Consider the following 20,792-nt stretch of genomic DNA (forward strand, 5'->3'; position numbering starts at 1 on the left):
TAATTTCAAAGGCGGGAATTTCCCGCCCTGCTGCACTGGTTTATTGGTTGTTGTCGTCAGTTCACCTCCTTATCCGTTGTTAGTCGGGGAGTGTCATCTGGTAAGTTGCTTACGTCTAGTCCCATAGATAAAGCGAGAACTTTTAACGACACGCCCAAGGTTTTAGCTAAAAGGATCGCTCTGTCGAATCTGGGAATAGATACCCCACGCTTCCAGTCCCCAATAATTCTTTGACCGACTCCCATTTGTCGGCTAAGTTCTGGCTCTGTTAGTTGAGAAGCTTCAATGAGGTTTTTCAAGGTTGGATGTTCTTGATCGTTTGATTCCATATTAGCAGTATTCTGCTAGCAGAATACTGCTTGACATTAAGAGTATGTGGCAGTATTCTGCTAGTTGGTAGACACAAAAATGGGCAGCTACCCCAAGACAACCAATCAGGGTGCGTCAAAGCATAACTGCCCATCCATATATTCCTGCCAATGGAAGTAATAGAAAATCCCCTGCAAATAAATTTTGTAACGGGAAAAACCTAACGCCCAAAACATTGGTTTGTTCAAACAACATGGACATCACCCAACAACTGTTAAACTCCCTCAATGAGTGGGATGAAAAAAAAGTCTCGCCTGATCAATTCTTCTCTCACGTAGAAGATTGGGTCATTGCCGATTTACTAGAGCAAGAAAATTTAGCTCTTTACACCGGAGCCAACGAAGTAAACGCCCTTTCCTGGTGTTCTAGGTATGCCAAATCTGGTCAGCTTGGCTATGTCGTCGCTGGCATTTGGTTGGATAGACTCCGCCAATGGAAACACCTCTGGCAACGTAAAGCCAGAACGTTTAACCACTTCTGCAAGAAATTAATCGGCATAGGTAGCTGGTACGCAAACCGCTTAATCAAAGCTGCCAAAGTCTGTATGGCACTAGTTCATCAAGGCTTCAAAACCTTACCAACCTGTGAAGCACAAGCCCGACCTCTCACCAAATACCTAACAGAGAATGACCCAGTTTTAGGGGATTATTGCTGCGATGAAATGTTTGATAAATGGCTGGAGGTTATTGATAGTGCGCCGCCAAAAAAAGGCATTACTGCTAATCATGTAGTAGCAATTATTGACGGTGAAGAAAACACCAAAAAGTCTATTCGGACAAATGCCAAAACTTACGGACGCTTAGAAAAGATGGCTCTTGATGCTGGGATGAGCAAAGAGGAATATCTTAACCACTTGTTAGATAAGGAATCAGGAATAGAACCAGAAGAGGAAGAAGAAGCCGAGCCGAAAACTGAGGAAGTGAAAGCTAAAAAAACACAAACTTGGTTAAAAGATATTGAGACTTTAGTTGATGAGTTTACAGCCCTGACTTTTGGCTTCCCACGTTCGACAAAGAATTCACACGCTGGTGTTGACGCAAAATCCGGGTGAACTTGAGGAGACAACCTGCCCATGAAACTAGCAGAACTACAACAGCTATCAACCAAGGAACTCAAGGAACTAGCAGCCAAAGAAGGAGTTACTCCCAGTGGCGATAAGCGATCGAGAATCACCTGGGCTAGTTGCCCTAGAGCAACACTTTGAGGCAAATCTACCCATCCTTGCTGAAACTGGCGACTACGAAATTACCTACGGCAAGAAAACCCGCTACAGGTTTCGCCGCAAAAACCCTCAAGGTGTTTGGGTAGAGAGCGATTCGCCACTACCCAAGCTGCTGTATCGCTTGAGCAGCTTTACACTATTCCACCGTCAACTTGACTGGCTAGAAGGTATCCGCGAATTCCGTGCTGCCTGTGTTCCCATCTCCCCATCTCCCCGTCCGCCATAACCAGGGAGGGCTGTTTGTTGAGGATGGGTGTTGAGTTGAGGTGCAATCTATGAGTAATTAAGCCGCGTCCAAGTTCTACTAACTGAAGAACACATGATCCTGTTATTGCGATCGGTCCGATTAGGTTAGATCGATCGCAATTTCTTCCCAAACAGTTCGCACGTTGGTAGTCATATCGATCTCCTACACCGTTAATTACTAACAAATGAATGAGCCAAAGATTCGACATCGAATGTAGCTGGAGAAACCTAATGATCGGGGTTTACTTCCAACCCGTCTATTTAGGCAGAGGAATAATCTTTTGGATTTATCCCTGCCCCTTTATCGCTATCAGAATAGATGCCAGATGGAACAAAAAATAAGGGTGCATTATGTTGACACATCACTTAATTAGTTTAATCAAGCGAGAACTCAATCAATCAGGCGAAAACTTTAAGTTTTCCCAAAAACCAGATTTGTTGATGGTAGAACACATCCAAACAAACAACCTTTATTTTGTAGCTTGGACACCCTATCGCGGTGGTTCATTCCAAGTAATGCCATGCCAGAATTCCGAGCTATATGATTTAGTTTCCCATCGCGTTCATAAAGCGGTACAACTTTACAACGATCAAGTAGCAGCCGCCGAACGCAGAAAAGTAACCGTCAAACAAACAATTTAACCCTACTAATTTGAGGAACCAAATATCATGGGCGTTCAAATAGATGTAATGGACGTAGGCAAGGTCAAAACGCAGTTGCAGGAATACCTACAAGTAATAGTCGATCAGGGTGGTAATGCTGTAGCTGAAATAGAATGCGATGAATTGCGAGACAGTTATATTGTCATGCTAGTACTGCGAGAAATGCACTTAGAACTACTTTCTAAGAAAATCACCCCTGTTGTCAAACTGCGTCAAAAAAGGGACACACAAGAGGCACTTGAAGCTGCAATGATCATGAAAGCTTTCGCCATCGCGACAGAAAAGTTGCAAAAATTTTCTCCTGAAACTGACTTGAAAACGCTCAGAGAGCAATTGGCTGAACAAGCAATAGATTCTTTTAAGGGGAAAACCATGTCAGCCGTAATTGATGAATTAGAAAAGGCTTTCCCGGAATTTAAAAGCTCAATAGAACGATAGTCATTAAAAAGCGATCGCACTACGAGTCCCAAGTGCGATCGCTTTTATGTACAAAAATACTTAACTAATAACAACAATCTTACCACAATTCGCATACGACATCAGTGAAAATAATTCTATGCACGGGAAAAGGAAAGCAGATTAAAGAAGTTGATATACCTTGCGCGTTACCTCCAGATATCATTACTTGGCAAGGCCAAATTTTTATGTATTTCTCAACAATAAATGACAAGCCTTGTTACTGGCAGGCAAAATATTACGCACTCAAAGATTAACAGTTCGGGTCTGTATTTTAAACTTTTATTTCACCTGTTTAAAATGCGATCTCTCAAAGCGTCAGCAAAAATCCCGCCTGATGATGGCTAGCCTGACTCCCTAGCCGAAACAGGGGAATCCCTCCCCTGTCGCGGATCGAGTCCAAATCATCCGCACGGTAACACAATTTGCAGCTTAGGGCTTTGATGTTGAAACAGGCTTTTGTGCCTTCACCTTTTCATAGGTTCGGCTGCAACTCGTTATCGTCCAAGAGTGCAATTAATCTCAGGTCTTGAGAGTGAAGTAGGCTTCTGGCCTTCGGGTGATTCGTAGACTCTGCACTATTGGGAATTTGGAAACCTCACCCTGGAGAAAACGGAATGATATCTATTGTTGGGCTTGACATCTGCAAGTCCTCTGTCGCTGCGTGCTTACTCACAGAGCGACCAGATGACCCACGCCAATATTATTACGATGCAGAGTTTTTAAAAATCTATGCCGATGCTTCTGGTATTAAACAACTACTAGACCTAAGACCCGACATCGCAGTGATGGAACCGACAGGCGTTAACTACGCTAAATTGTGGGGAACCCATCTCGCCCGTGCCGGAGTCAAAGTCTTGCTAGTCGGACACACCCAATTACGCTATTACCGAGAAAGTCACTTAGAACTACCCGATAAGGATGACGACGCTGATGCTTTGGCGCTTGCTTGTTACGCCTTTGACTATTTAGACAACCCAAGGCGGTTTCTGCAAGAACGCGACTACACGATTGTCAGAATCAGAGAACTGGTACTACGACTAGCGCACCTCAACCGAGTGCAGTCCCCCATTATCAATCGCTTGCGTCAAGATTTAGCGTGGCAGTTCCCGGAAGCTGCGTTAGTGCGATCGGTCCGTTGCAGCGACAATGTGCCGCTTCTGTGGGGGTGGCTTGCCGGGGAAAGGGAATCGAAAAAGTATGATAACCTTTATGCTCAGACGGTCGGATTAGGTCTAACGCCTACAGTTCACCATCACGCTTCTAGAATATGCGACCTGCAACGGGAAGAGATGAGCATCGAGGGAGAGCTTAAACAGCTGATAACCGATCCTAGATTCCTTCCTTACCGTAAAGTGTTTACCCGTTTCGGTTTTGGTCAACGAGTGGAAGCACTTATCCTCAGTCAGATTTACCCGTTTGAGAACTTCCTTAACCAAGATGGCAAACCCGACATCAAAATCCGCAAAGGGCGAAAGAGTGGTAAACCAACCAAGCGCCATCTCTCCCGCCGCCGATTTGAAAAAGCGCTTGGTGTTTCCCCAACTACGGAAGCATCCGGTGATAAATCTAAAAAGAAAATCGTTGGTGGTTCTGACTTGTGCCGGAAAGCTTTGTGGCAGTGGTTGTTTACCAGGATTGAGCCGGAAAAAGGCAGGTTAAAAAATGCGATCGGTAAATCTTTAGGTGCAGCGCTGGATGAGGAGAAGTCCGCAGGTAGACCCATAAAGTTAGTCAGGTCTAGGTGTTGCGCTAAAGCAGTTAGGCTGCTGTTTAAGGAATTAGTTGTAGAGTTCTCCTACTAAATGTCAAGTCACCTTGTTAAGGGGGACTTATTCTTTTACAAGTTGTTGCTAGAGTGAAAAGAGTCCCCTGCTAAGACTTCAACCATGAGCAAACAACCTGCCCGTATTTGTATATTAGGTGGAGGCTTTGGCGGTCTCTACACGGCTCTACGCTTAGATTCGCTACCTTGGGAAAGAGAGGAAAAACCGGAAATTGTGCTGGTCGATCAAAGCGATCGCTTCGTCTTCACTCCCCTCCTCTACGAACTTCTCACCGGAGAATTACAATCTTGGGAAATAGCACCAAACTTTAGTGAAATTCTTAGAAACACAAATATTCGTTTTTGTCAAGGAGTTGTTTCGGGAATTGATTTAGAACAGCAGCGAGTTCAATTGCAAGATAATTCCGAAATACCTTATGACAAGCTAGTTTTGGCATTGGGTGGCGATTCTCCTTTGGATATGGTACCGGGCGCTTCTGCTTATGCTTTTCCTTTCCGTACCCTAGCTGATGCTTATCGTTTAGAAGAAAGATTGCGACTTTTAGAAGCTTCGGACAAGGATAAAATTCGGGTGGCGATCGTTGGTGCAGGTTATTGTGGAGTTGAGTTAGCTTGCAAATTAGCCGATCGCTTGGGCAAAAGAGGGCGTTTTCGACTCATTGAACAAGGCAATCAAATTTTGCGTACATCCCCAGAATTTAACCGCGAAACTGCACTTAATGTATTAAATGCTAAGGATATTTGGATTGATTTAGAAACTACGGTTGATGCCATTGAACCTGATAGTATTTCCTTACTTTATAAAGGACAAATAGATACAATTCCCGCAGAATTAGTAATTTGGACAGCAGGAATGCGGGGGTCTAATCTAGTGAAAATTTTACCCTTGCAACAAAACCAACGCAGCCAATTAACTACTACATCAACTCTGCAAGCGATCGATCGTCCAGAAATCTTTGTTTTAGGAGATTTAGCAGATTGTCGCGATGCTGAGGGTCAACAAGTACCCGCTTCTGCTCAAGCAGCTTTTCAACAATCGGATTTTGTGGCTTGGAATATTTGGGCGGCTTTAAGCGATCGACCCTTACTATCTTTCCGTTATCAAAATACAGGCGAAATGCTAATTTTAGGAACCCAAGAAGCCTCACTCAGTAGTATGGGTTTGCAATTAAACGGTCAGTTAGCTTATACTTTACGCCGTCTAATTTATCTGTCCCGAATGCCTAATTTAAATCATCAATTGCGAGTCGGCGTGAATTGGATAGCCAACCCGATTTTGGAATTTTTGAACAACTAACGTTGCTGTATATCTTGACTAGTTGCACTATCTTTTGACTCGGTTTTGGTTTGAGGATTGCGACTACGAGAACCTATCAAATTAGATTTTTTCAGTTTCTTAACTCCACTAAGAACCACTAACGCCATCACTGTCGCAATCAAACTCATTTGCCATAAACCACAGCCTGCGGCTGCACCTAACCCAGCCGCTAGCCAAATTGTCGCCGCAGAAGTCAACCCTTTAATTTCTGCTTTTCCTGATTTTTCAGAAGATTGTTGCAAAATTATCCCTGCACCCAAAAATCCCACCCCTGAAGCTACACCTTGGATGGTTCGACTCAAAGCGTTAGAAGAGGCAAAAGTGCTATCGTTTTCTATCTGTAACGGAATCATCACAAACACCGCAGCACCTAAGCTGACAATCATAAATGTTCTCAACCCAGCAGGTCTACCAGGTTGGTCACGATTAAGACCAATTACACAGCCAATTAGCAAAGCCACTGTTAGTCTAAAAGCGACAACCTGCCAATTGTTAGCACTAAAAAACATCGAATTCATGACCACACCCCCCATTAGGACTTCTGTGCTGAGTAGAGATTCCCGGTTGATACTCAGCACTTTTGTGTGCAGATTCCAGCCAAAAGAGTTTTTCCGCTTTGCCTGCTAAACTAAATCTATCTCTGGTAAATCGAGCGATTTACCGATGTTTAAGATTAAGTATAGATTAAGATTAGGTTAATTTTGACAAAAATGCTAAGTTCTAAGAATTAGAGGCTGGGGAAAAAAGATGACAGATCCCAAAGAATTTCTTTACCCTAGAGGTCGTTATCACGGCAAATTCAAACCAGAGTACTTGGCGTTTGATGCGAATTTGCAAGAATTTGCTCAAAGAATAAGTTATATTTGCGCTCTGCAAACTAACGGTAAACTGTCTGCTGAGGAAGCTTACCAACAAATTAAGAGCCTTTGGAAACAGCTAAAAAGCTCAAAAAAACAATTAGGTATTGATGAGTCGGCAAAATCAGATGAGCAAGGTTAAAGAAAAGGGTTTTTGTTGGCATAGCCTTTAGAACAGAGGTTGTGTTTCCAACATTGCCTCTAAATTCAAAGCTGCTATATGCTGATAAGCTTGTTCGATGACTCGTTTACCCCGGAGAAAGCCTGTGTTAGCACCGGGACAAAGGTAGTTTAGCGTGTTTGGGGAAAAGCGATCGCGCAACCAAGCCACACTCCGCAGTTGTCGCCGCCAATGAAAAGTCTTAGAAGTTCGCAAAGGCACAGGCAAACCTTGCTGATTTGGTATCAGGTGACGACCAGAAAATAATACACCTCCTTGAGTGTTGGAATAAACACAGGAAGAACCCGGAGAATGTCCAGGTGTCCAAATAACTTGAGTTTGAGGAGTCAAGTTAAACTCTTGCTCAAAAGTCGTTACCTCTAAATCAGGCAAAAGATAAGCTTCCTGTTCTTGAATTAAAACTTGACAACCGAAAGCTGCTTGAATCTCCTTTACCTTACCAATACCGCCTCGGTGAGTGATGATTAACCAAGAGACACCGCCCTGATCTTGTAAAAATTGTTGATTTTCTTGATCCCAAGCGGGACAATCGATCAAAATGTGGGTTTGGTTTTCTACAATAAGGTAGGCTGTTGCTCCCAACGTATCACGATTGGGTGGAAAGGCAGAAATAGTGTCCAAGACAGCCCTTGCTAGTTTGGACATAACATGATTCTCATATTGCTCGTATTACTGGGAATAGCTACTTACTTTATCGTGAAGCGTAGCGTCGCTGGCATCACCACAACGCCTGTTTGGTTATTGTGGTTAGTGATGATGGCACCACCGTTCGTTTGGACTGGTTGGATTTTAGCTAATGGCAGAAATCGACCAATGCCAGGATTTTTGTTACTTGGTGTGTTCTTTGCTTCGTTAATTTTGTACACTTACCTGATTCAAAAGGGAAGAATACAACCGCAAGCAAAAGCAAATCAGACAACGAATAACTCCAAAACACCAGAAACAGCGAAGCCAGCTGATGCCGAAGCTGCAAAAGTACGCCCCATCAATAAAGAAGAGGAAGCACAACTGCGGGATTGTTTCCCTTGGTCAGTTTACTACCTGCAAGACTTAGAGTACCATCCCCAAGCGGTAATTTGTCGGGGACATTTGCGAACTAAATCCGAGGAAGCTTATCGGACGATTCGCGGTAATATTGAGGCTAGGTTTGGCGATCGCTTCCTAGTCGTCTTTCAAGATAGTTTTAGCGACCAACCCTTTTTTGCCCTAGTTCCCAACCCCCAAGCCCACCCCGAAGCTAAACGTCAAAATGCCAATTTCCATCGCCCCGGTTTAGCCTTAGCATTGTTGTTAATTACCCTCTTTACCACCACAGTAATTGGCACAGAAATTGCAGGCGTTACCGTCAAAGCTCTCCAATCCGACCCCAGTTTATTACTCAAAGGATTACCATACTCTTTAGCACTAATGACCATTTTGGGCGTTCACGAAATGGGTCATTACCTAATGGCTAGACGCTACAAAATTCGCACCACACTGCCTTATTTTATTCCCATCCCCTTTTTCCTGGGAACTTTTGGCGCATTTATTCAAATGCGAAGTCCCGTACCCAACCGCAAAGCCTTATTCGATGTGGGAATTGCAGGCCCATTAGCAGGTTTCATCGTTACATTACCCCTGCTAATTTGGGGATTGGCTAATTCTAGCGTTGTTCCCCTACCAACAAGGACAGGAATATTACAATTTGATGCCCTGATTCCCAATTTTTCGATTTTGCTAGCCACCTTAAGTAAACTAGCTCTCGGTAGCGAACTCACCGCTAAAACTGCAATTAATCTTCATCCAGTAGCCGTAGCTGGTTACATTGGTTTAATCGTCACAGCCTTAAACTTAATGCCAGTGGGACAACTCGACGGTGGTCACATTGTCCATGCCATGTTCGGACAAAGAAAAGCAGCTGCCATTGGTCAACTTGCTCGCTTGATCATGCTATTCGTCTCTTTAATGCCGATACTTTTCCAGGTGACTCTAATCCCTAGAGATTTTCTGTTATGGGCATTATTCCTGTTTTTGATGCCTGTGTACGATGAACCCGCGCTCAATGATGTGACAGAATTAGACAACCAGCGAGACTTGTTCGGTTTACTTTCCCTAGCACTACTGTTGTTAATCATTTTGCCTGCCCCTCAATTTTTAATGCGATTGTTGAATTGATAAGCCAGCAAAGTGCTATAATGAGTAATGTTGTGTGGGCACGTAGCTCAGTGGATAGAGCACCAGGTTCCGGTCCTGGGTGTCGGGGGTTCAAATCCCTCCGTGCTCGTTTGGTAGATTAGGAAATAATTTGTCTGTGTGGACAGATATTTGTCCGCGTTGACAGATTATTTGTTATTTAAGAAAGTCAATATCACTTTCAACATAGAATAACTTAAGCCAAGATCAAATTGATACCTTGGGTTTGAAACCCCAAATTTGGTAGTGTATGCTTTCCAAAGATGGCTATGACGAATGACTCTTTAGCATTATTCTAAATTCTATGCACTCAAAACACTGGTCAATCTTAAAACTTTCTGAAGCAGTTAAACGCGGATATTTTCGTACAGTCGATTTATTCGCTGGCTGTGGTGGTATGACTCTCGGATTTCACCGCGCAAAATATCGTTGCATTGCAGCTATTGAAATAGATGATAATGCTAGAAAATCACACGAGAAGAATTTCTCATGTTTCATGCCACTAGGGGGATACGCAGCTTATGGAGATATTACAAAAGTCGATCCATTCACTGCGGTGTCACACTTATGCCCTTTATTTCCTCATCCTGAAAGTGAAGTAGACATTATCATTGGTGGCCCGCCTTGCCAAGCTTTTTCTCGCCTTGGTCGTGCTGCCTTGTGGGATATAGCAGGCAAGAAGTATGCTCATGGCTTTGATGAAAGAGCTACAATGTACCACTATTTTCTCTCCTATGTGTCAGCTTTAAAACCCATTGCTTTTGTTATGGAGAATGTAAGAGAAATTGGCAAGTTTGTTGGAAGAAATGTAGCTGAAGAAATTGCCGTCACTGCTAATGAACTTGGCTATGAAACCCGATACACTCTCTTAAATGCAGTTTGGTATGGTGTTCCTCAATTAAGAGAAAGAATGTTTTTAGTAGGTATCCGCAAAGAATTAAATATAAAACCTTCATTCCCAGAAATTAAATATAAGTATGACATACCTGTTGGTTATTCAACATCACGAGCAGGTACAGGACATATTGAAGTTTTACCTCCATATATCCACTATGTTGATCATCATAAGTTTGCTTCCAAAGTCTTGCCAGCAGTAACGGCATCACAGGCATTTGCTGACCTGCCACCAATCTATCATCACCTGGATGGGAGATCTGGGAAAGGATTTCCGAGAAATGTAAACCTGAAAATGAGGTACCTACCTAAAAATAACAAATTTACAGAAACCATGAAAAAATGGCCTTATTTTCAAAATAATACGGATGAATTTACGGGACACATAATTCGTTATATGCCTCGTGATTATGAAATATTTCGTAGAATGTCAGAGGGTGATATGTATCCTGAAGCTCTTGAAATTGCCTTAGAAATATTTCAAGAAAAAATAGCACAGTTAGAGTTAGAAACAGGAAAAGAAATTAAGGAAGGAAGTGCCGAATGGAAGAGAATATATAAAGAAATTGTTCCACCTTATAAAGTTCATCGTTATCCAAACAAGTTTCGTAAGATGTGGTCTGACCAACCAGCAAGAACTGTTCCTGCCCATATTGGTAAAGACTCATATTCTCACATTCATTTTGATAGTAATCAGGCACGAGGAATATCGTTACGAGAGGCAGCTAGATTACAGTCATTTCCAGACGCATTTCAGTTTCATGGCAGTATGAACTCACAGTTAACACAGATTGGTAATGCTGTTCCGCCTCTCATGGCTTTTGCAGTAGCGAAATGTCTTCGAGCAGATTTAGTGTCAGCTTGGCAGAAAATTAATCAGTCAGTTTGTAACCTCCCAAATTATAAACTCTTAGCATGAGCAGATTTAGCTATGTTGTTAGAAGGCTGGTTGCCTCAAACCTTGGATGGTTTTTAGAGACAAGAAAAACTGTTGGCGAAGCAGGACGTGAACGAGCAGTTAACATAAATAAACCAATTTTCTATGACTGGTTTCCTCATGTTGTACCAACAGAAAACCGAGTGTATGTGAAGTGTCGGTATTTTGCGGCTGATGGGACACAACTTTCATCACATATCATAATTGAAGACTCACGACCAGTTGCTCTCCAAGGTAAAGGCAAAAACTGGCGGTTAGCCGGAGATGCTATACAAGGCTTGTTTTATGGCAGCATCCGAGAAGGTGACTTGATGATTATGGTCTTTGACAAGGCTACCATACCTTTCCCAACTCTCTCATGGATATGTATTCGGAGTCCAGAAGGTCAGCCCTATCGCGTGATTCCTATTACAGAGGAACAAGCTTACTACAATATCCTCGAACTGTTGGGACAAGATACTCGAAATATGTGGACTCCAACAGTTGACATAGCTTTGGTTGTAACCCAACAAATTAAACAACTTTATCCAGCAGCTGGAGAGTTACTGATGGAATTGGAAATGACAATAGATGGTTGTCGCCATGCCTCAGATGATATTCGGCAACTACTAATTGTACGTAACAATTCAAGTTACATCCTAGAAACTGATGAGGATGAGCAGGCTGAAACTGCTGATAATTCAACTATCCCAGATTATTCTCCAGTAGCAAGTGATCGCCGACAAGTGGCAATGCGTCAAATTAGAGTGCGTCGTGGACAATCTGCATTTCGTAAAGCACTGCGATCGCGCTACGGAGAACAATGTATGATTACTGGTTGCAATTTGATGGAAGTCGTTGATGCTGCCCATATATCTCCCTATCGTGGTGAAGAAGATAATCACCCTGACAACGGACTCCTTCTGCGTACAGACTTACACACTCTATTTGATCTTGACTTCCTTGGTATTCATCCAGAATCTTTGCGGATACAACTGCATCCAGCAGCCCTTGCTGCTGGTTATCACTTCCCGGAAAACCACACTCTTCTGTGTGCTAACGAGCGTCCAAGTCAGATAGCTCTTGAGTCTCGATGGACGCTCTTTCAAATGCGTCTTCAGGCTTAAGCGTAAAAATCTTTAGTGTCTCTTTCTGGTTGCAACGGGTTAACAATGATATCATCAGTATTAAAATATCCGCTTAAAATATCCTCAATAACTATCTGATCCGTAAGTCCCTCTGTAATTAATCCAAAACTAATCATAACTAAAAATTCTTAGGCAATCCCCCGATATAACCCCGCAAAAATGCTTCTGATAATCTTACAGGTTCTTGTCCTTCTAAAGGTTTTGGCGATAAAATTCTTCTGGCTTTAGTATGACCTAATTTATTGCGGTAAATCACAAAAAGTCTTTGTTCATCATCATCTAAATTTAATCCATCTAAAATTGCTGGGTTATGGGTTGTGAAGATGACTTGTCGATCGTACCTTTTAGCTAATTCTACTAATTCTTTAACCAATCTACGAGCTAATCTAGGGTTCAGCGAAACATCAATGTTATCTACAGCAAAGAACTTAGGTGTATCATCGCTGATAAAAAGACAGAAGTAAAACAGGAGAAAGAGAAAGCCTTCATTAGAACTATTCTGAGTAAAATAATCTAGTTCAGGTGCTAAATATTTATCTTTGATTTGAATTACTCTTTCACCTGGAAATAATTTATGGGTAATTGCCAAATCTTCAAACCAATCTATTAGCTGCATTTTTTCTTTTATTTCTTGCAGCTTATCTTTATTTTCTTCTAAACTCAAAACCGTTAATAGTTTGAATAATCCTTCTCCCTTGATACCTAAAGGTTGAATTTGACCTTCTTCGTTAAAAATGCGTAAGCTTGAGTTTTCGGGAGAAAAAATTAAAAATCTTTTTAGTAAGTTACTATATTCGTCGTTTTGTTCCAAGAAAGAGGTTTTAACATTTTTTTGTGGCAAAAATGTGGCTTTTACACCTTGATAAATTTCTTCTCTAGATTGATGGGAAAAATTTAGTGGATCTTTATAAATTAAATCAACTATTGCTTGAATTTTTCTCGATAAGTCATTGTCTAATTGGTCTGAATTAACTAAAACCCACTTAGAGTATGGTTTACCATCATGCTGTAAATTATAGGTAATGATTTTATCTGGGTGAAATAGCAAATTTATTTTAATTTCTTTGTTTAAATTATCGGTGTTAAAAGCCGATCGCATAAATTGCGAATCTGTAACTCTAATCCCCCTAGAAGCTAAAAACTCATTATCCAGCTTATCAGCTGCGGCGGCTGCACTTAAAGCTATAGCTTCTAAAATATTAGTTTTCCCACAGCCATTTTCACCTATTAAAACGGTGACTCTTCCCAATTCAAGTTTTAACTCTTGAATTGATTTGTAATTTTCTATCCCAATTTCTTTGATCATAATATTTATGGTGATAGAGAATGGAGATTGAGGATTGGGAATCAAAATATCAACTACAGTTGAGTTTTCCCAAATCCAGGGAAAACTCCTTCCCGACAGTGATATTATTCAGTTGTATCGGGTGTTTTCCCTTGTACTCCTTTGAGAATACGAGAAAGTTCGCTTTTTTCATCAACACTAATCCGAGAAGGTGAACCACTAATAATTCTTTCAAAGTTGCGGAAAGTATCTTTAATTTCAGGGCCTTTTTCACTAATTGTATATTCACGAATTCCTTTGTCATGCCAGGAACCGCGCATTTTAAAGACGTTGATCGCACGGGACATTTCGCCGCGAATTTCTACATATTGCAGCATTAAAATGGTGTCTGTAATGGTGGAAATATGGGAATCTGTAATGGAATGTGATCCCATAAATTGATCGGTGGTGTTGGTGAAAAAGCCTGTGATTTCTTCTTGTTTGGCAAATCCAGTTACACCAATTACGAATTGACGAAAGGCGTTGTTACTAACACCTCTGGCTAAAGCTGATAAGGAATCAATGGCAATTCTCGAAGGTTTAAATTGAGCTATTTCTAATTTGATAATTTGTAAATGGTCTTCTAATCCGGCTGATTCTGGGTAAGCACAAATGATTTTTAATAAACCTTTTTGTTCTAAGTCTTCAAAATCAATTCCCCAAGAATAGGCGTTGCGGGAAAGTTGGGCGCGAGATTCTTCATAAGCGAAAAGAATTGCTCTTTCGCCACGCATACAAGCGTCTTGTAAAAATTTACTAACTAGGAGGGTTTTACCTGTACCTGTGGCTCCTGTTGCTAGAATAATTGAATCTTTGAAGAAGCCTCCTCCACACATTTCGTCTAATGTTTTCACGCCGGAAGACACTCTGGCATTAGATGAACGTTGGGTAAGGCGCATTGCTCCTAATGGGAATATGTTAATTCCTTCTCCGGTAATTGTGAAGGGATATTCGCCTTTCATGTGAGTGGTACCGCGCAATTTTAGGATTTCAATTGTGCGGCGACGGCGTTCTCCTTCTAGGACGTTGCGAACAATTACTACGTTATCGGAAACGAATTCTTCTACTCCAAAACGCGCTACAGGGCCATATTCTTGTTCGCGTTCTGTGGTCATAATTGTAGTAACACCAACTTGTTTTAATCTGGCGACTAGGCGAAAGATTTCTCGGCGCACTACTGAGGCGGCATCATATTGTTGAAATACGGCGGTTACGGAATCAATAGAAACTCTTCTGGCTTTATATTTACGAATGGCATATTGTAGTCTTTCAATTAAGGCGGAAAGGTCAAAACTACCGACTACATCTTGCCCTTCTGGATCGGGAGAAGCATCTAAAATAAATAATTTTCCTTCGTCGATCAAGTGTTGTAAATCCCAACCAAAACTGGAGGCGTTTTTAATAATATCTGTTGGGGATTCTTCAAAGGTGACAAATACGCCAGCTTCATCGAAATTAATGATGCCATGATAGAGAAATTGTATAGCGAGTAAGGTTTTCCCAGTTCCAGATGTACCGCTGACTAAAGTAGTTCTACCGACTGGTAAACCTCCATGACTGATGTCATCAAATCCCTCGATGAGGGTACGAATTTTTTCGACTCCTATTTTCACTCGATTCGGTTGTTTATTTTGACTACTTTTACTCATTGTTTGGCTCGTAAGAGATAAAATTTATTTACTATAAACCAAGGGCGGGATTATAGCTTACCATAAAACGGTCTATGGAGTTGCTATAGACATGAAAGAATATACTCTATAGTTCTAATTGTTCTTCTTCTCGCAGTTCTTCGTAAAGCAAGTCTAAGCCTATTAATACTTTTTCTCGATCGGAAAGGTCGCCAATAATTTTCCGTACTGGTGGAGGCAGGATTTTAGCAAGGGTAGGAGTAGCTAAAATTTTATCTTCTTCTGCTAATTGAGGATTTTTTAAGACATCAATAACTTTCAGGGCGTAGACACCTTGGAATTCTTCTTCAAGAATGTTCTTTAGTGTTTTTAAAGCCCTGACAGAGTTAGGGGTATTTCCGGCAACATAAAGTTTGAGAACGTAGGTTTTTTTGAGCGGATTCATAAATCAAGTTTTGTTTAAAATGATACGAGGTATAGACTAAACTTAAACAACTTTGTTTTCAAGAGTCTTTTGGTAACGAGCGTCGATACATTTCACAAAGATGAGCGATGACATCAATTAAGGTGAGGCGGTAATCTAAGAGAATCTCATCGCCGCGCCCTTCCAGTTTTAGTTGTTTAGAAATTTCATCCATTAACTCCATGTGAATCTCTACGATATAAGTAACTGAAATATCTGCAAAGAAAGCTACATTTACGAATTCATCAATTTTTTGATTGAGATTGCTATTGCCGACAAAGTATTCTAAAACGATTTGCCGATATGCAGCTTTCAGGTTTTCGATGAACTCTTGTCTTTCTGCTGAAGGAAGGTTGCGGAAAAAGTTTTGGGGGTTTCGCTTGTAATACACACCTAAGTATCCTAGTCGTTCCTTCAGTTTCTCAGCTAGTCGGCGCTGCTGCTGAAGCAGAACGTTTTCTTCCTCTGGAATGGTATCAGTGTCGGAGTTGGTGTTACACCAGGGGGCTACTGAGGAGAGCTTGAGGAAGTTGGCGATCGCCTCGTCAATATAATGGTTTATATGGCTAATTTGGTTATGGTAGACATATATAGCAGCAGCGTAATAAAATAAGCTCCCTTCTCCTGATGTTAGCTCTTTGGCTGGGCTTTTTGGTGCGTCGGCTATTGCAGTTTCTCGGTTTTCATCGCTTCTCTGATTATCGGGTAATTCTGGTGCTGGCTGGGCAAGCGAATTAATCTCTATGGCTAGGGAATCTGGCTTTAAGATGACTAATGGGAGCAGTGTTCCTTGTGTGTATAGCTGATTAACCAATGAGATTAAATCGGGGCTATCCTCTAGAATCAGGCAGTCTAAGATTTGCTTTTCCTGTTCAACAAATTGTAAAAACTCCTCTAACGATCGATATTGTGTCAGCACGTAACGTTCGTCGCTTAAATAATGCTGAAGCGATCGGGCTAGAGTCTCAGAATCGAGTAATGTACAGATAGTAAGTGACAATCGCACTCTTGTTTTGCGCTATAAAGGTGGAATTGTTGTATAATGCCGACCTGGTTTCAGGTTGGCACTTGTGTGAATAATTCAACACAATCTTTAACAATAAGCTAACATTTGTTGAATTGTCATTAATTGTAATTGCCCAGACATAAGTAATTTTAACGCTGGGGTCATAATTGATATAGGCTCGATTAAAACGTGCTTAACTATACGGATTCACTTTAACCCTGCTACAGTTTTGCTTCCACTCTAAACTAGAGGCACCGCCTACCCTCACTGTAGCCATAAGAGAGAAACTAACCACAGAAATTGAGTGAGGGAGGCAATTCCAGCTGTTTTACCCGGTCAGCGAGAAAGCTTACGCTATGCCAAGCCCAGATGTCAAAGAATTTATCGCGTTTGTTCCCACTTGCACCCAGAGGACTGCTTTGGGAAAGATACTGGATATTTTCCAGCAGAACAAGTGCGATCGCATTGTGGTAGTAACTGAACAAGATACTCCTTTAGGAGTATTGCATTTGTATAGTTTACTGCCTTATCTGCGCGAAAAAAAGGGAAAAAAATCCTCACCTAGTTCCTCAACAACTACTGAAAAACTGGAAAATCAGGAAAAAGCTGTTTCCACTCGTTCTCAGGGGGCAGGAAGTAAATCAAGTTTACTCCAGCCATTATCACAATTGGATTCAACTGTCATCACCCCATTGGCTACTTTACCTGCTGAATTTAGTTTGCGGGAATTTTGGCCCTATCTCCGAAATGAAATTCCCCGGTTAGGCAAAACTCAAGATTTGGGTTTAGTTAATTTGGCTGGTAAATTTTTGGGAATGCTGGATATTCAACGTTTGTTAGAATATATGGCTACTGATTCATCAGGGCTGCAATTAAATGAGGAATCACTTAATTTAACTAGAGTAGCATTAACAAATCAGAAAAATTTACCTGATGAAGAAGCAACGCTGAATTCTCTAATTCAACTTTTAGAAAGGCTACCTTTGCCTTTGATGTTGCAAACTGGTAATGGTCAATCAGTGAAACAAAATTTTGCTTGGCGACAATATTTTGATTGCCTACAAGATGCTGATTGGCTGCGAAAAGAAATTGCCGAATTATTAGAGTTTCTCCCATCAGAAGAACAGGGTAAATTTCAACACGCAGTTCATTATTACACTGAGAAACCCAGTAATTGTAAAGAGAATGAAGAAGAAAGATTTGCCACACCTGTTTCTTTACCTAAGTTGTGTCAGTTAGGGAATAATCCTGATAGCTGTACTTGTGTTTGTCCGATGCAAAATGGGACAGAAAGAGTTTGGCAGTTTGTGAAAATACCTTTAGGAAATGTTTTATATAATTCCGATTTGTCGGTGAAAGAAACAAATTTATCAATGGATTTTTCCCAAGCCAATGAGTTTCGGTTAGCTAATTTAATTTCGCGAAATATCTTGGAGGAAATTGGAGATAATACAGCCTCAGCATCATCGAAGAATTTATCAGGAGATGATTTATGGTTGGTGTTGGCGCAGGATGTTACTGAGTCGCACCAAGTAGCTAAGGAGTTGGCGGCTAAAAATGCGGATTTAATGCAATTAAACCGTTTGAAAGATGAGTTTTTAGCTTGTATTAGTCATGAACTAAAAACACCGTTGACGGCAATTTTAGGTTTATCGAGTTTGTTGAAGGATCAAGTGTTAGGAGAATTGAACGATCGCCAAGCCCGTTATACCAGATTAATTCATCAAAGCGGTCGTCATTTAATGATTATAGTTAATGATATTTTAGACTTAACGCGGATGGAAACGGGACAGCTAGAGTTAATGTTAGCACCAGTGGATATTCATGCGGTTTGCGATCGGGCTTATCAGCAATCTCGCCAAATTCATTTAAGCAGAAAAAGTGCCGATCCCGATGATATAAATTCTACCGAACCAGAAACCAGGTTTATATTAACAATTGAATCGAAATTAGATAGCTTGGTTGCAGATGAAATGCGTCTGCGACAAATGCTAGTTCACTTGTTATCTAACGCCTTAAAGTTTACCGAAGTTACAGGGGAAATTGGCTTAAGAGTAAGTTACTGGGAAGGTTGGATTGCTTTTACGGTTTGGGATACAGGTATTGGCATTCCTGAAGATAAACAACACTTAATTTTTCAGAAATTTCAACAATTAGAAAATCCCTTAACTCGCCAGTTTGAAGGAACAGGATTAGGATTAGTTTTAACCCAACGTTTAGCGCGGTTACATGGTGGAGATGTTAGCTTTACTTCTAAACCAGGAAGCGGTAGTGAATTTACTTTACTTTTACCTCCTAGTCCTCCCAATAGTCAATGGGAAGTAGAACCGGAAGGAAAAGGCGAAAAGTTCTCTTTTAATGCAACTGGTATTAATACTACAACTAATTTAGCAGTTACGAATATTTCATCTCGCTTAGTTTTAGTTGTCGAATCAATTCCGAGATTAATTGAAGATTTAAGCAAACAACTTTCTAGTTTAGGGTATCGGGTGGTAATTGCGCGATCGGGAACTGAAGCTTTAGAAAAAGCCCGTAGACTACAACCTTATGCTATTTTCTTAAATCCCTTGTTACCTTTGCTTTCTGGTTGGGATGTTTTAACTTTATTAAAAGCATCTCCCCAAACGCAACATATCCCCGTAGTTGTGACTGCTAGCAGAGGCGAAAAAGACTATGCTTATGGCAAACGTGCAGATGGCTTTTTGTCTTTACCAATCCAACAAGATAGCCTAAAACAAAGTTTAGAAAAAATCATTCACCCAGCCAAAATTTCCCAGCAACAGTCAACAAATACTAGTTTGACTATTCTGCGCTTAAATGCGGGTGAGAAAAATTTGGATTCACGAATTCGCAGTCCTAATTCTGCACCAAACTCCGATCCTGATTTGAGTAACTTGTTACATCAACATAATTATCGAGTGTTAGAAGCTGATGATTTAGTGCAAGCAGAGTTGTTAGCGAGAATTTGGCAACCTCATGTAGTTTTATTAGAAGGTAAAATTGTCGAACCGCAAAGTTATTTGGAACAATTAATTGAATACCAAGCTTTAGCTAGTCTACCTTTAATAACTATGGATGAAACGACTACTCAAGCAGCTTTACAAGTAAGTCATAAGCAGGAAAATACGAGTTTACAAGTATATCCTTGTTTGGGCGTTAATGGTGCGTTGCCAGAAGCGAATATTTTGCTACAAGCAATTCAAGTTGCTGCGGGTATTGGCTGCAAATTAACCATTTTGGTGGTTGATATTTCTACGATGCCAGATTTAGGTAGAAGTTTTACAAATGAATCGCCAGAGGTAAATTGTAAAAAACGGACAGAATGGTTACAAGCTTTAATTCAATATTTACAAACGGCTGGTTTGAGAGTTGTTACTGGTCAATCTTGGGCAGAAGTTTTACAACAGGCGCAACATTGTAGCGTTGATTTACTATTAATTGATTTGGGTAAAAGTACACCAAATTCAGCTTTGGTAAAAGCCCTTTCTGATTTACGCCAAGTAGCCCAAAGACCACCAACATTAGTGTTAGTTAGACAAGGTGGAAAATCTACGAATGAGAAGATAGATAATAACCATAATTTAACTATTTCGTCTGGGGAAACAGCAACTTACCAGTTAGATTTTTGGGCTTCTACTTTGGGTGATGTGGCAACTAGTATTTTGCCTAGTTCAATTTCAATGGAGGATTTGTTGAATCAAATTAGGCGTGCATTATTGCAAGCGAATTCTTCTGGTTCTAATCCTCAACTATGTGTCAATAAATTAGTAAAAAGTTATCAGCAAACGCGATCGATCGATTTCTCATAAACTCGCCCTAGCGGTTAAAACCGCGCCTATACAAACAAAACCTGCCTCCGCAGGTTTCAAAATTCGTTATTTCTAAATAGTCCGCGTAGGTGGACTAAGTTTTGTGTAGTTGCGGTTTTAACCGTGAAAACAGGGGCGGGCAGGATGCCCACCCCACAAGAAAGCTGTAACTCTTGTGGGGTGGGCATCCTGCCCGCCCCATCCTCATCTAACTATTATCACTTTATTTATTTAGACCTACTTATTTTCAAACTTAATTCTTCTTTAAATTTTGGGCGAAATTGTTTCAGTTCATCACAAACTCCCCCAAATTTTAGAATTCAATGGCACTATC

General features: G+C 41.0%; 20 protein-coding genes and 1 tRNA gene. 13 read left to right on the plus strand and 8 right to left on the minus strand.

The window, feature by feature from the left end; all coding sequences use genetic code 11:
• Positions 1-56 precede the first annotated feature (56 nt).
• Positions 57-329, minus strand: coding sequence for a helix-turn-helix domain-containing protein (locus ACE1CI_RS08190; protein ID WP_496615332.1), 273 nt, complete (start codon positions 327-329; stop codon positions 57-59).
• Between the two features lie 233 nt (positions 330-562).
• Between ACE1CI_RS08190 and ACE1CI_RS08195 the strand changes: the two genes are divergently transcribed.
• From ACE1CI_RS08195 to ACE1CI_RS08225, 7 genes are all read left to right on the plus strand, one after another.
• Positions 563-1,420 carry a hypothetical protein gene (locus tag ACE1CI_RS08195; protein WP_496615333.1) on the plus strand — a complete coding sequence of 286 codons (858 nt, stop codon included), beginning with the start codon at positions 563-565 and terminating at the stop codon, positions 1,418-1,420.
• Between the two features lie 21 nt (positions 1,421-1,441).
• Positions 1,442-1,573: a hypothetical protein gene (locus ACE1CI_RS08200; protein ID WP_496615334.1), complete on the plus strand. Its 132-nt coding sequence runs from the start codon at positions 1,442-1,444 to the stop codon at positions 1,571-1,573.
• Positions 1,518-1,817: a hypothetical protein gene (locus tag ACE1CI_RS08205; RefSeq protein WP_496615335.1), complete on the plus strand. Its 300-nt coding sequence runs from the start codon at positions 1,518-1,520 to the stop codon at positions 1,815-1,817. Before ACE1CI_RS08200 ends, ACE1CI_RS08205 begins: the two co-directional genes overlap by 56 nt.
• A 371-nt stretch (positions 1,818-2,188) precedes the next feature.
• Positions 2,189-2,479, plus strand: a complete 291-nt coding sequence (locus tag ACE1CI_RS08210; RefSeq protein WP_413263699.1) for a hypothetical protein — start codon at positions 2,189-2,191, stop codon at positions 2,477-2,479.
• A gap of 27 nt (positions 2,480-2,506) precedes the next feature.
• A complete protein-coding gene (locus ACE1CI_RS08215) occupies positions 2,507-2,938 on the plus strand; it encodes a hypothetical protein (protein ID WP_496615336.1) in 432 nt (143 codons plus the stop codon).
• 635 nt (positions 2,939-3,573) lie between these two features.
• Positions 3,574-4,761 carry an IS110 family transposase gene (locus ACE1CI_RS08220; protein WP_496615337.1) on the plus strand — a complete coding sequence of 396 codons (1,188 nt, stop codon included), beginning with the start codon at positions 3,574-3,576 and terminating at the stop codon, positions 4,759-4,761.
• 84 nt (positions 4,762-4,845) lie between these two features.
• Positions 4,846-6,039 (plus strand): NAD(P)/FAD-dependent oxidoreductase, encoded by a 1,194-nt coding sequence (locus ACE1CI_RS08225; protein ID WP_413261140.1) that lies wholly within the window; start codon positions 4,846-4,848, stop codon positions 6,037-6,039.
• Here the strand turns inward: ACE1CI_RS08225 and ACE1CI_RS08230 are convergent.
• Positions 6,036-6,569 carry an MgtC/SapB family protein gene (locus ACE1CI_RS08230; protein WP_459563974.1) on the minus strand — a complete coding sequence of 178 codons (534 nt, stop codon included), beginning with the start codon at positions 6,567-6,569 and terminating at the stop codon, positions 6,036-6,038. The two genes, ACE1CI_RS08225 and ACE1CI_RS08230, sit on opposite strands and share 4 nt — an antisense overlap.
• 238 nt (positions 6,570-6,807) lie before the next feature.
• Between ACE1CI_RS08230 and ACE1CI_RS08235 the strand changes: the two genes are divergently transcribed.
• The gene (locus tag ACE1CI_RS08235) at positions 6,808-7,059 is read left to right on the plus strand and encodes a DUF7219 family protein (protein WP_413261142.1); all 252 of its coding nucleotides are present in this window, start codon (positions 6,808-6,810) and stop codon (positions 7,057-7,059) included.
• Between the two features lie 27 nt (positions 7,060-7,086).
• On the opposite strand, the gene ACE1CI_RS08240 is transcribed toward ACE1CI_RS08235, so the two are convergent.
• On the minus strand, positions 7,087-7,743 hold the full coding sequence (locus tag ACE1CI_RS08240; RefSeq protein WP_413261143.1) for an MBL fold metallo-hydrolase: 657 nt from the start codon (positions 7,741-7,743) through the stop codon (positions 7,087-7,089).
• Between the two features lie 3 nt (positions 7,744-7,746).
• Between ACE1CI_RS08240 and ACE1CI_RS08245 the strand changes: the two genes are divergently transcribed.
• From ACE1CI_RS08245 to ACE1CI_RS08260, 4 genes are all read left to right on the plus strand, one after another.
• Entirely contained in the window at positions 7,747-9,252 is a 1,506-nt protein-coding gene (locus ACE1CI_RS08245) for a site-2 protease family protein (RefSeq protein ID WP_413261144.1), read from the plus strand.
• Positions 9,253-9,288: 36 nt separating this feature from the next.
• Positions 9,289-9,361 (plus strand) — tRNA-Arg (locus ACE1CI_RS08250).
• A gap of 213 nt (positions 9,362-9,574) precedes the next feature.
• Positions 9,575-11,083, plus strand: coding sequence for a DNA cytosine methyltransferase (locus ACE1CI_RS08255; RefSeq protein WP_413261145.1), 1,509 nt, complete (start codon positions 9,575-9,577; stop codon positions 11,081-11,083).
• Positions 11,080-12,207 carry an HNH endonuclease gene (locus ACE1CI_RS08260; RefSeq protein WP_413261146.1) on the plus strand — a complete coding sequence of 376 codons (1,128 nt, stop codon included), beginning with the start codon at positions 11,080-11,082 and terminating at the stop codon, positions 12,205-12,207. The genes ACE1CI_RS08255 and ACE1CI_RS08260 overlap by 4 nt, the downstream gene beginning before the upstream one ends.
• On the opposite strand, the gene ACE1CI_RS08265 is transcribed toward ACE1CI_RS08260, so the two are convergent.
• The 5 genes from ACE1CI_RS08265 to ACE1CI_RS08285 all read right to left on the minus strand — a co-directional run bounded on the left by ACE1CI_RS08265 (position 12,204) and on the right by ACE1CI_RS08285 (position 16,649).
• Positions 12,204-12,344, minus strand: coding sequence for a hypothetical protein (locus ACE1CI_RS08265; protein ID WP_413261147.1), 141 nt, complete (start codon positions 12,342-12,344; stop codon positions 12,204-12,206). The genes ACE1CI_RS08260 and ACE1CI_RS08265 overlap by 4 nt on opposite strands.
• 2 nt (positions 12,345-12,346) lie before the next feature.
• The gene (locus tag ACE1CI_RS08270; protein WP_413261148.1) at positions 12,347-13,534 is read right to left on the minus strand and encodes an AAA family ATPase; all 1,188 of its coding nucleotides are present in this window, start codon (positions 13,532-13,534) and stop codon (positions 12,347-12,349) included.
• A gap of 104 nt (positions 13,535-13,638) precedes the next feature.
• A complete protein-coding gene (gene kaiC, locus ACE1CI_RS08275; protein ID WP_413261149.1) occupies positions 13,639-15,201 on the minus strand; it encodes a circadian clock protein KaiC in 1,563 nt (520 codons plus the stop codon).
• Positions 15,202-15,307: 106 nt separating this feature from the next.
• Entirely contained in the window at positions 15,308-15,625 is a 318-nt protein-coding gene (gene kaiB / locus ACE1CI_RS08280) for a circadian clock protein KaiB (protein ID WP_073594531.1), read from the minus strand.
• Between the two features lie 58 nt (positions 15,626-15,683).
• Complete coding sequence (locus tag ACE1CI_RS08285; protein ID WP_413261150.1) at positions 15,684-16,649, minus strand: circadian clock protein KaiA; 966 nt, start codon at positions 16,647-16,649, stop codon at positions 15,684-15,686.
• A 356-nt stretch (positions 16,650-17,005) separates the two neighbouring features.
• Here ACE1CI_RS08285 and ACE1CI_RS08290 point away from each other — a divergent pair, with 356 nt between their 5' ends.
• Positions 17,006-20,458, plus strand: a complete 3,453-nt coding sequence (locus tag ACE1CI_RS08290) for an ATP-binding protein (protein ID WP_413261151.1) — start codon at positions 17,006-17,008, stop codon at positions 20,456-20,458.
• The last annotated feature ends 334 nt before the right edge of the window (positions 20,459-20,792 follow it).

Source organism: Floridaenema flaviceps BLCC-F50, from assembly GCF_041929275.2.
In the GTDB taxonomy this organism is placed as follows: domain Bacteria; phylum Cyanobacteriota; class Cyanobacteriia; order Cyanobacteriales; family Aerosakkonemataceae; genus Floridanema; species Floridanema flaviceps.

What these genes read in the sequence shown, in the direction of transcription:
- ACE1CI_RS08195 (WP_496615333.1), top strand. Translation starts at nt 563, where the DNA reads ATGGACATCACCCAACAACTGTTAAACTCCCTCAATGAGTGGGATGAA.
- ACE1CI_RS08235 (WP_413261142.1), top strand. Translation starts at nt 6,808, where the DNA reads ATGACAGATCCCAAAGAATTTCTTTACCCTAGAGGTCGTTATCACGGC.
- ACE1CI_RS08210 (WP_413263699.1), top strand. Translation starts at nt 2,189, where the DNA reads ATGTTGACACATCACTTAATTAGTTTAATCAAGCGAGAACTCAATCAA.
- ACE1CI_RS08290 (WP_413261151.1), top strand. Translation starts at nt 17,006, where the DNA reads ATGCCAAGCCCAGATGTCAAAGAATTTATCGCGTTTGTTCCCACTTGC.
- ACE1CI_RS08200 (WP_496615334.1), top strand. Translation starts at nt 1,442, where the DNA reads ATGAAACTAGCAGAACTACAACAGCTATCAACCAAGGAACTCAAGGAA.
- ACE1CI_RS08230 (WP_459563974.1), bottom strand. Translation starts at nt 6,569, where the DNA reads ATGTTTTTTAGTGCTAACAATTGGCAGGTTGTCGCTTTTAGACTAACA.
- ACE1CI_RS08225 (WP_413261140.1), top strand. Translation starts at nt 4,846, where the DNA reads ATGAGCAAACAACCTGCCCGTATTTGTATATTAGGTGGAGGCTTTGGC.
- ACE1CI_RS08265 (WP_413261147.1), bottom strand. Translation starts at nt 12,344, where the DNA reads ATGATTAGTTTTGGATTAATTACAGAGGGACTTACGGATCAGATAGTT.
- ACE1CI_RS08220 (WP_496615337.1), top strand. Translation starts at nt 3,574, where the DNA reads ATGATATCTATTGTTGGGCTTGACATCTGCAAGTCCTCTGTCGCTGCG.
- ACE1CI_RS08190 (WP_496615332.1), bottom strand. Translation starts at nt 329, where the DNA reads ATGGAATCAAACGATCAAGAACATCCAACCTTGAAAAACCTCATTGAA.
- ACE1CI_RS08255 (WP_413261145.1), top strand. Translation starts at nt 9,575, where the DNA reads ATGCACTCAAAACACTGGTCAATCTTAAAACTTTCTGAAGCAGTTAAA.
- ACE1CI_RS08240 (WP_413261143.1), bottom strand. Translation starts at nt 7,743, where the DNA reads ATGTCCAAACTAGCAAGGGCTGTCTTGGACACTATTTCTGCCTTTCCA.
- ACE1CI_RS08215 (WP_496615336.1), top strand. Translation starts at nt 2,507, where the DNA reads ATGGGCGTTCAAATAGATGTAATGGACGTAGGCAAGGTCAAAACGCAG.
- ACE1CI_RS08245 (WP_413261144.1), top strand. Translation starts at nt 7,747, where the DNA reads ATGATTCTCATATTGCTCGTATTACTGGGAATAGCTACTTACTTTATC.
- ACE1CI_RS08270 (WP_413261148.1), bottom strand. Translation starts at nt 13,534, where the DNA reads ATGATCAAAGAAATTGGGATAGAAAATTACAAATCAATTCAAGAGTTA.
- ACE1CI_RS08260 (WP_413261146.1), top strand. Translation starts at nt 11,080, where the DNA reads ATGAGCAGATTTAGCTATGTTGTTAGAAGGCTGGTTGCCTCAAACCTT.
- kaiB (WP_073594531.1), bottom strand. Translation starts at nt 15,625, where the DNA reads ATGAATCCGCTCAAAAAAACCTACGTTCTCAAACTTTATGTTGCCGGA.
- kaiC (WP_413261149.1), bottom strand. Translation starts at nt 15,201, where the DNA reads ATGAGTAAAAGTAGTCAAAATAAACAACCGAATCGAGTGAAAATAGGA.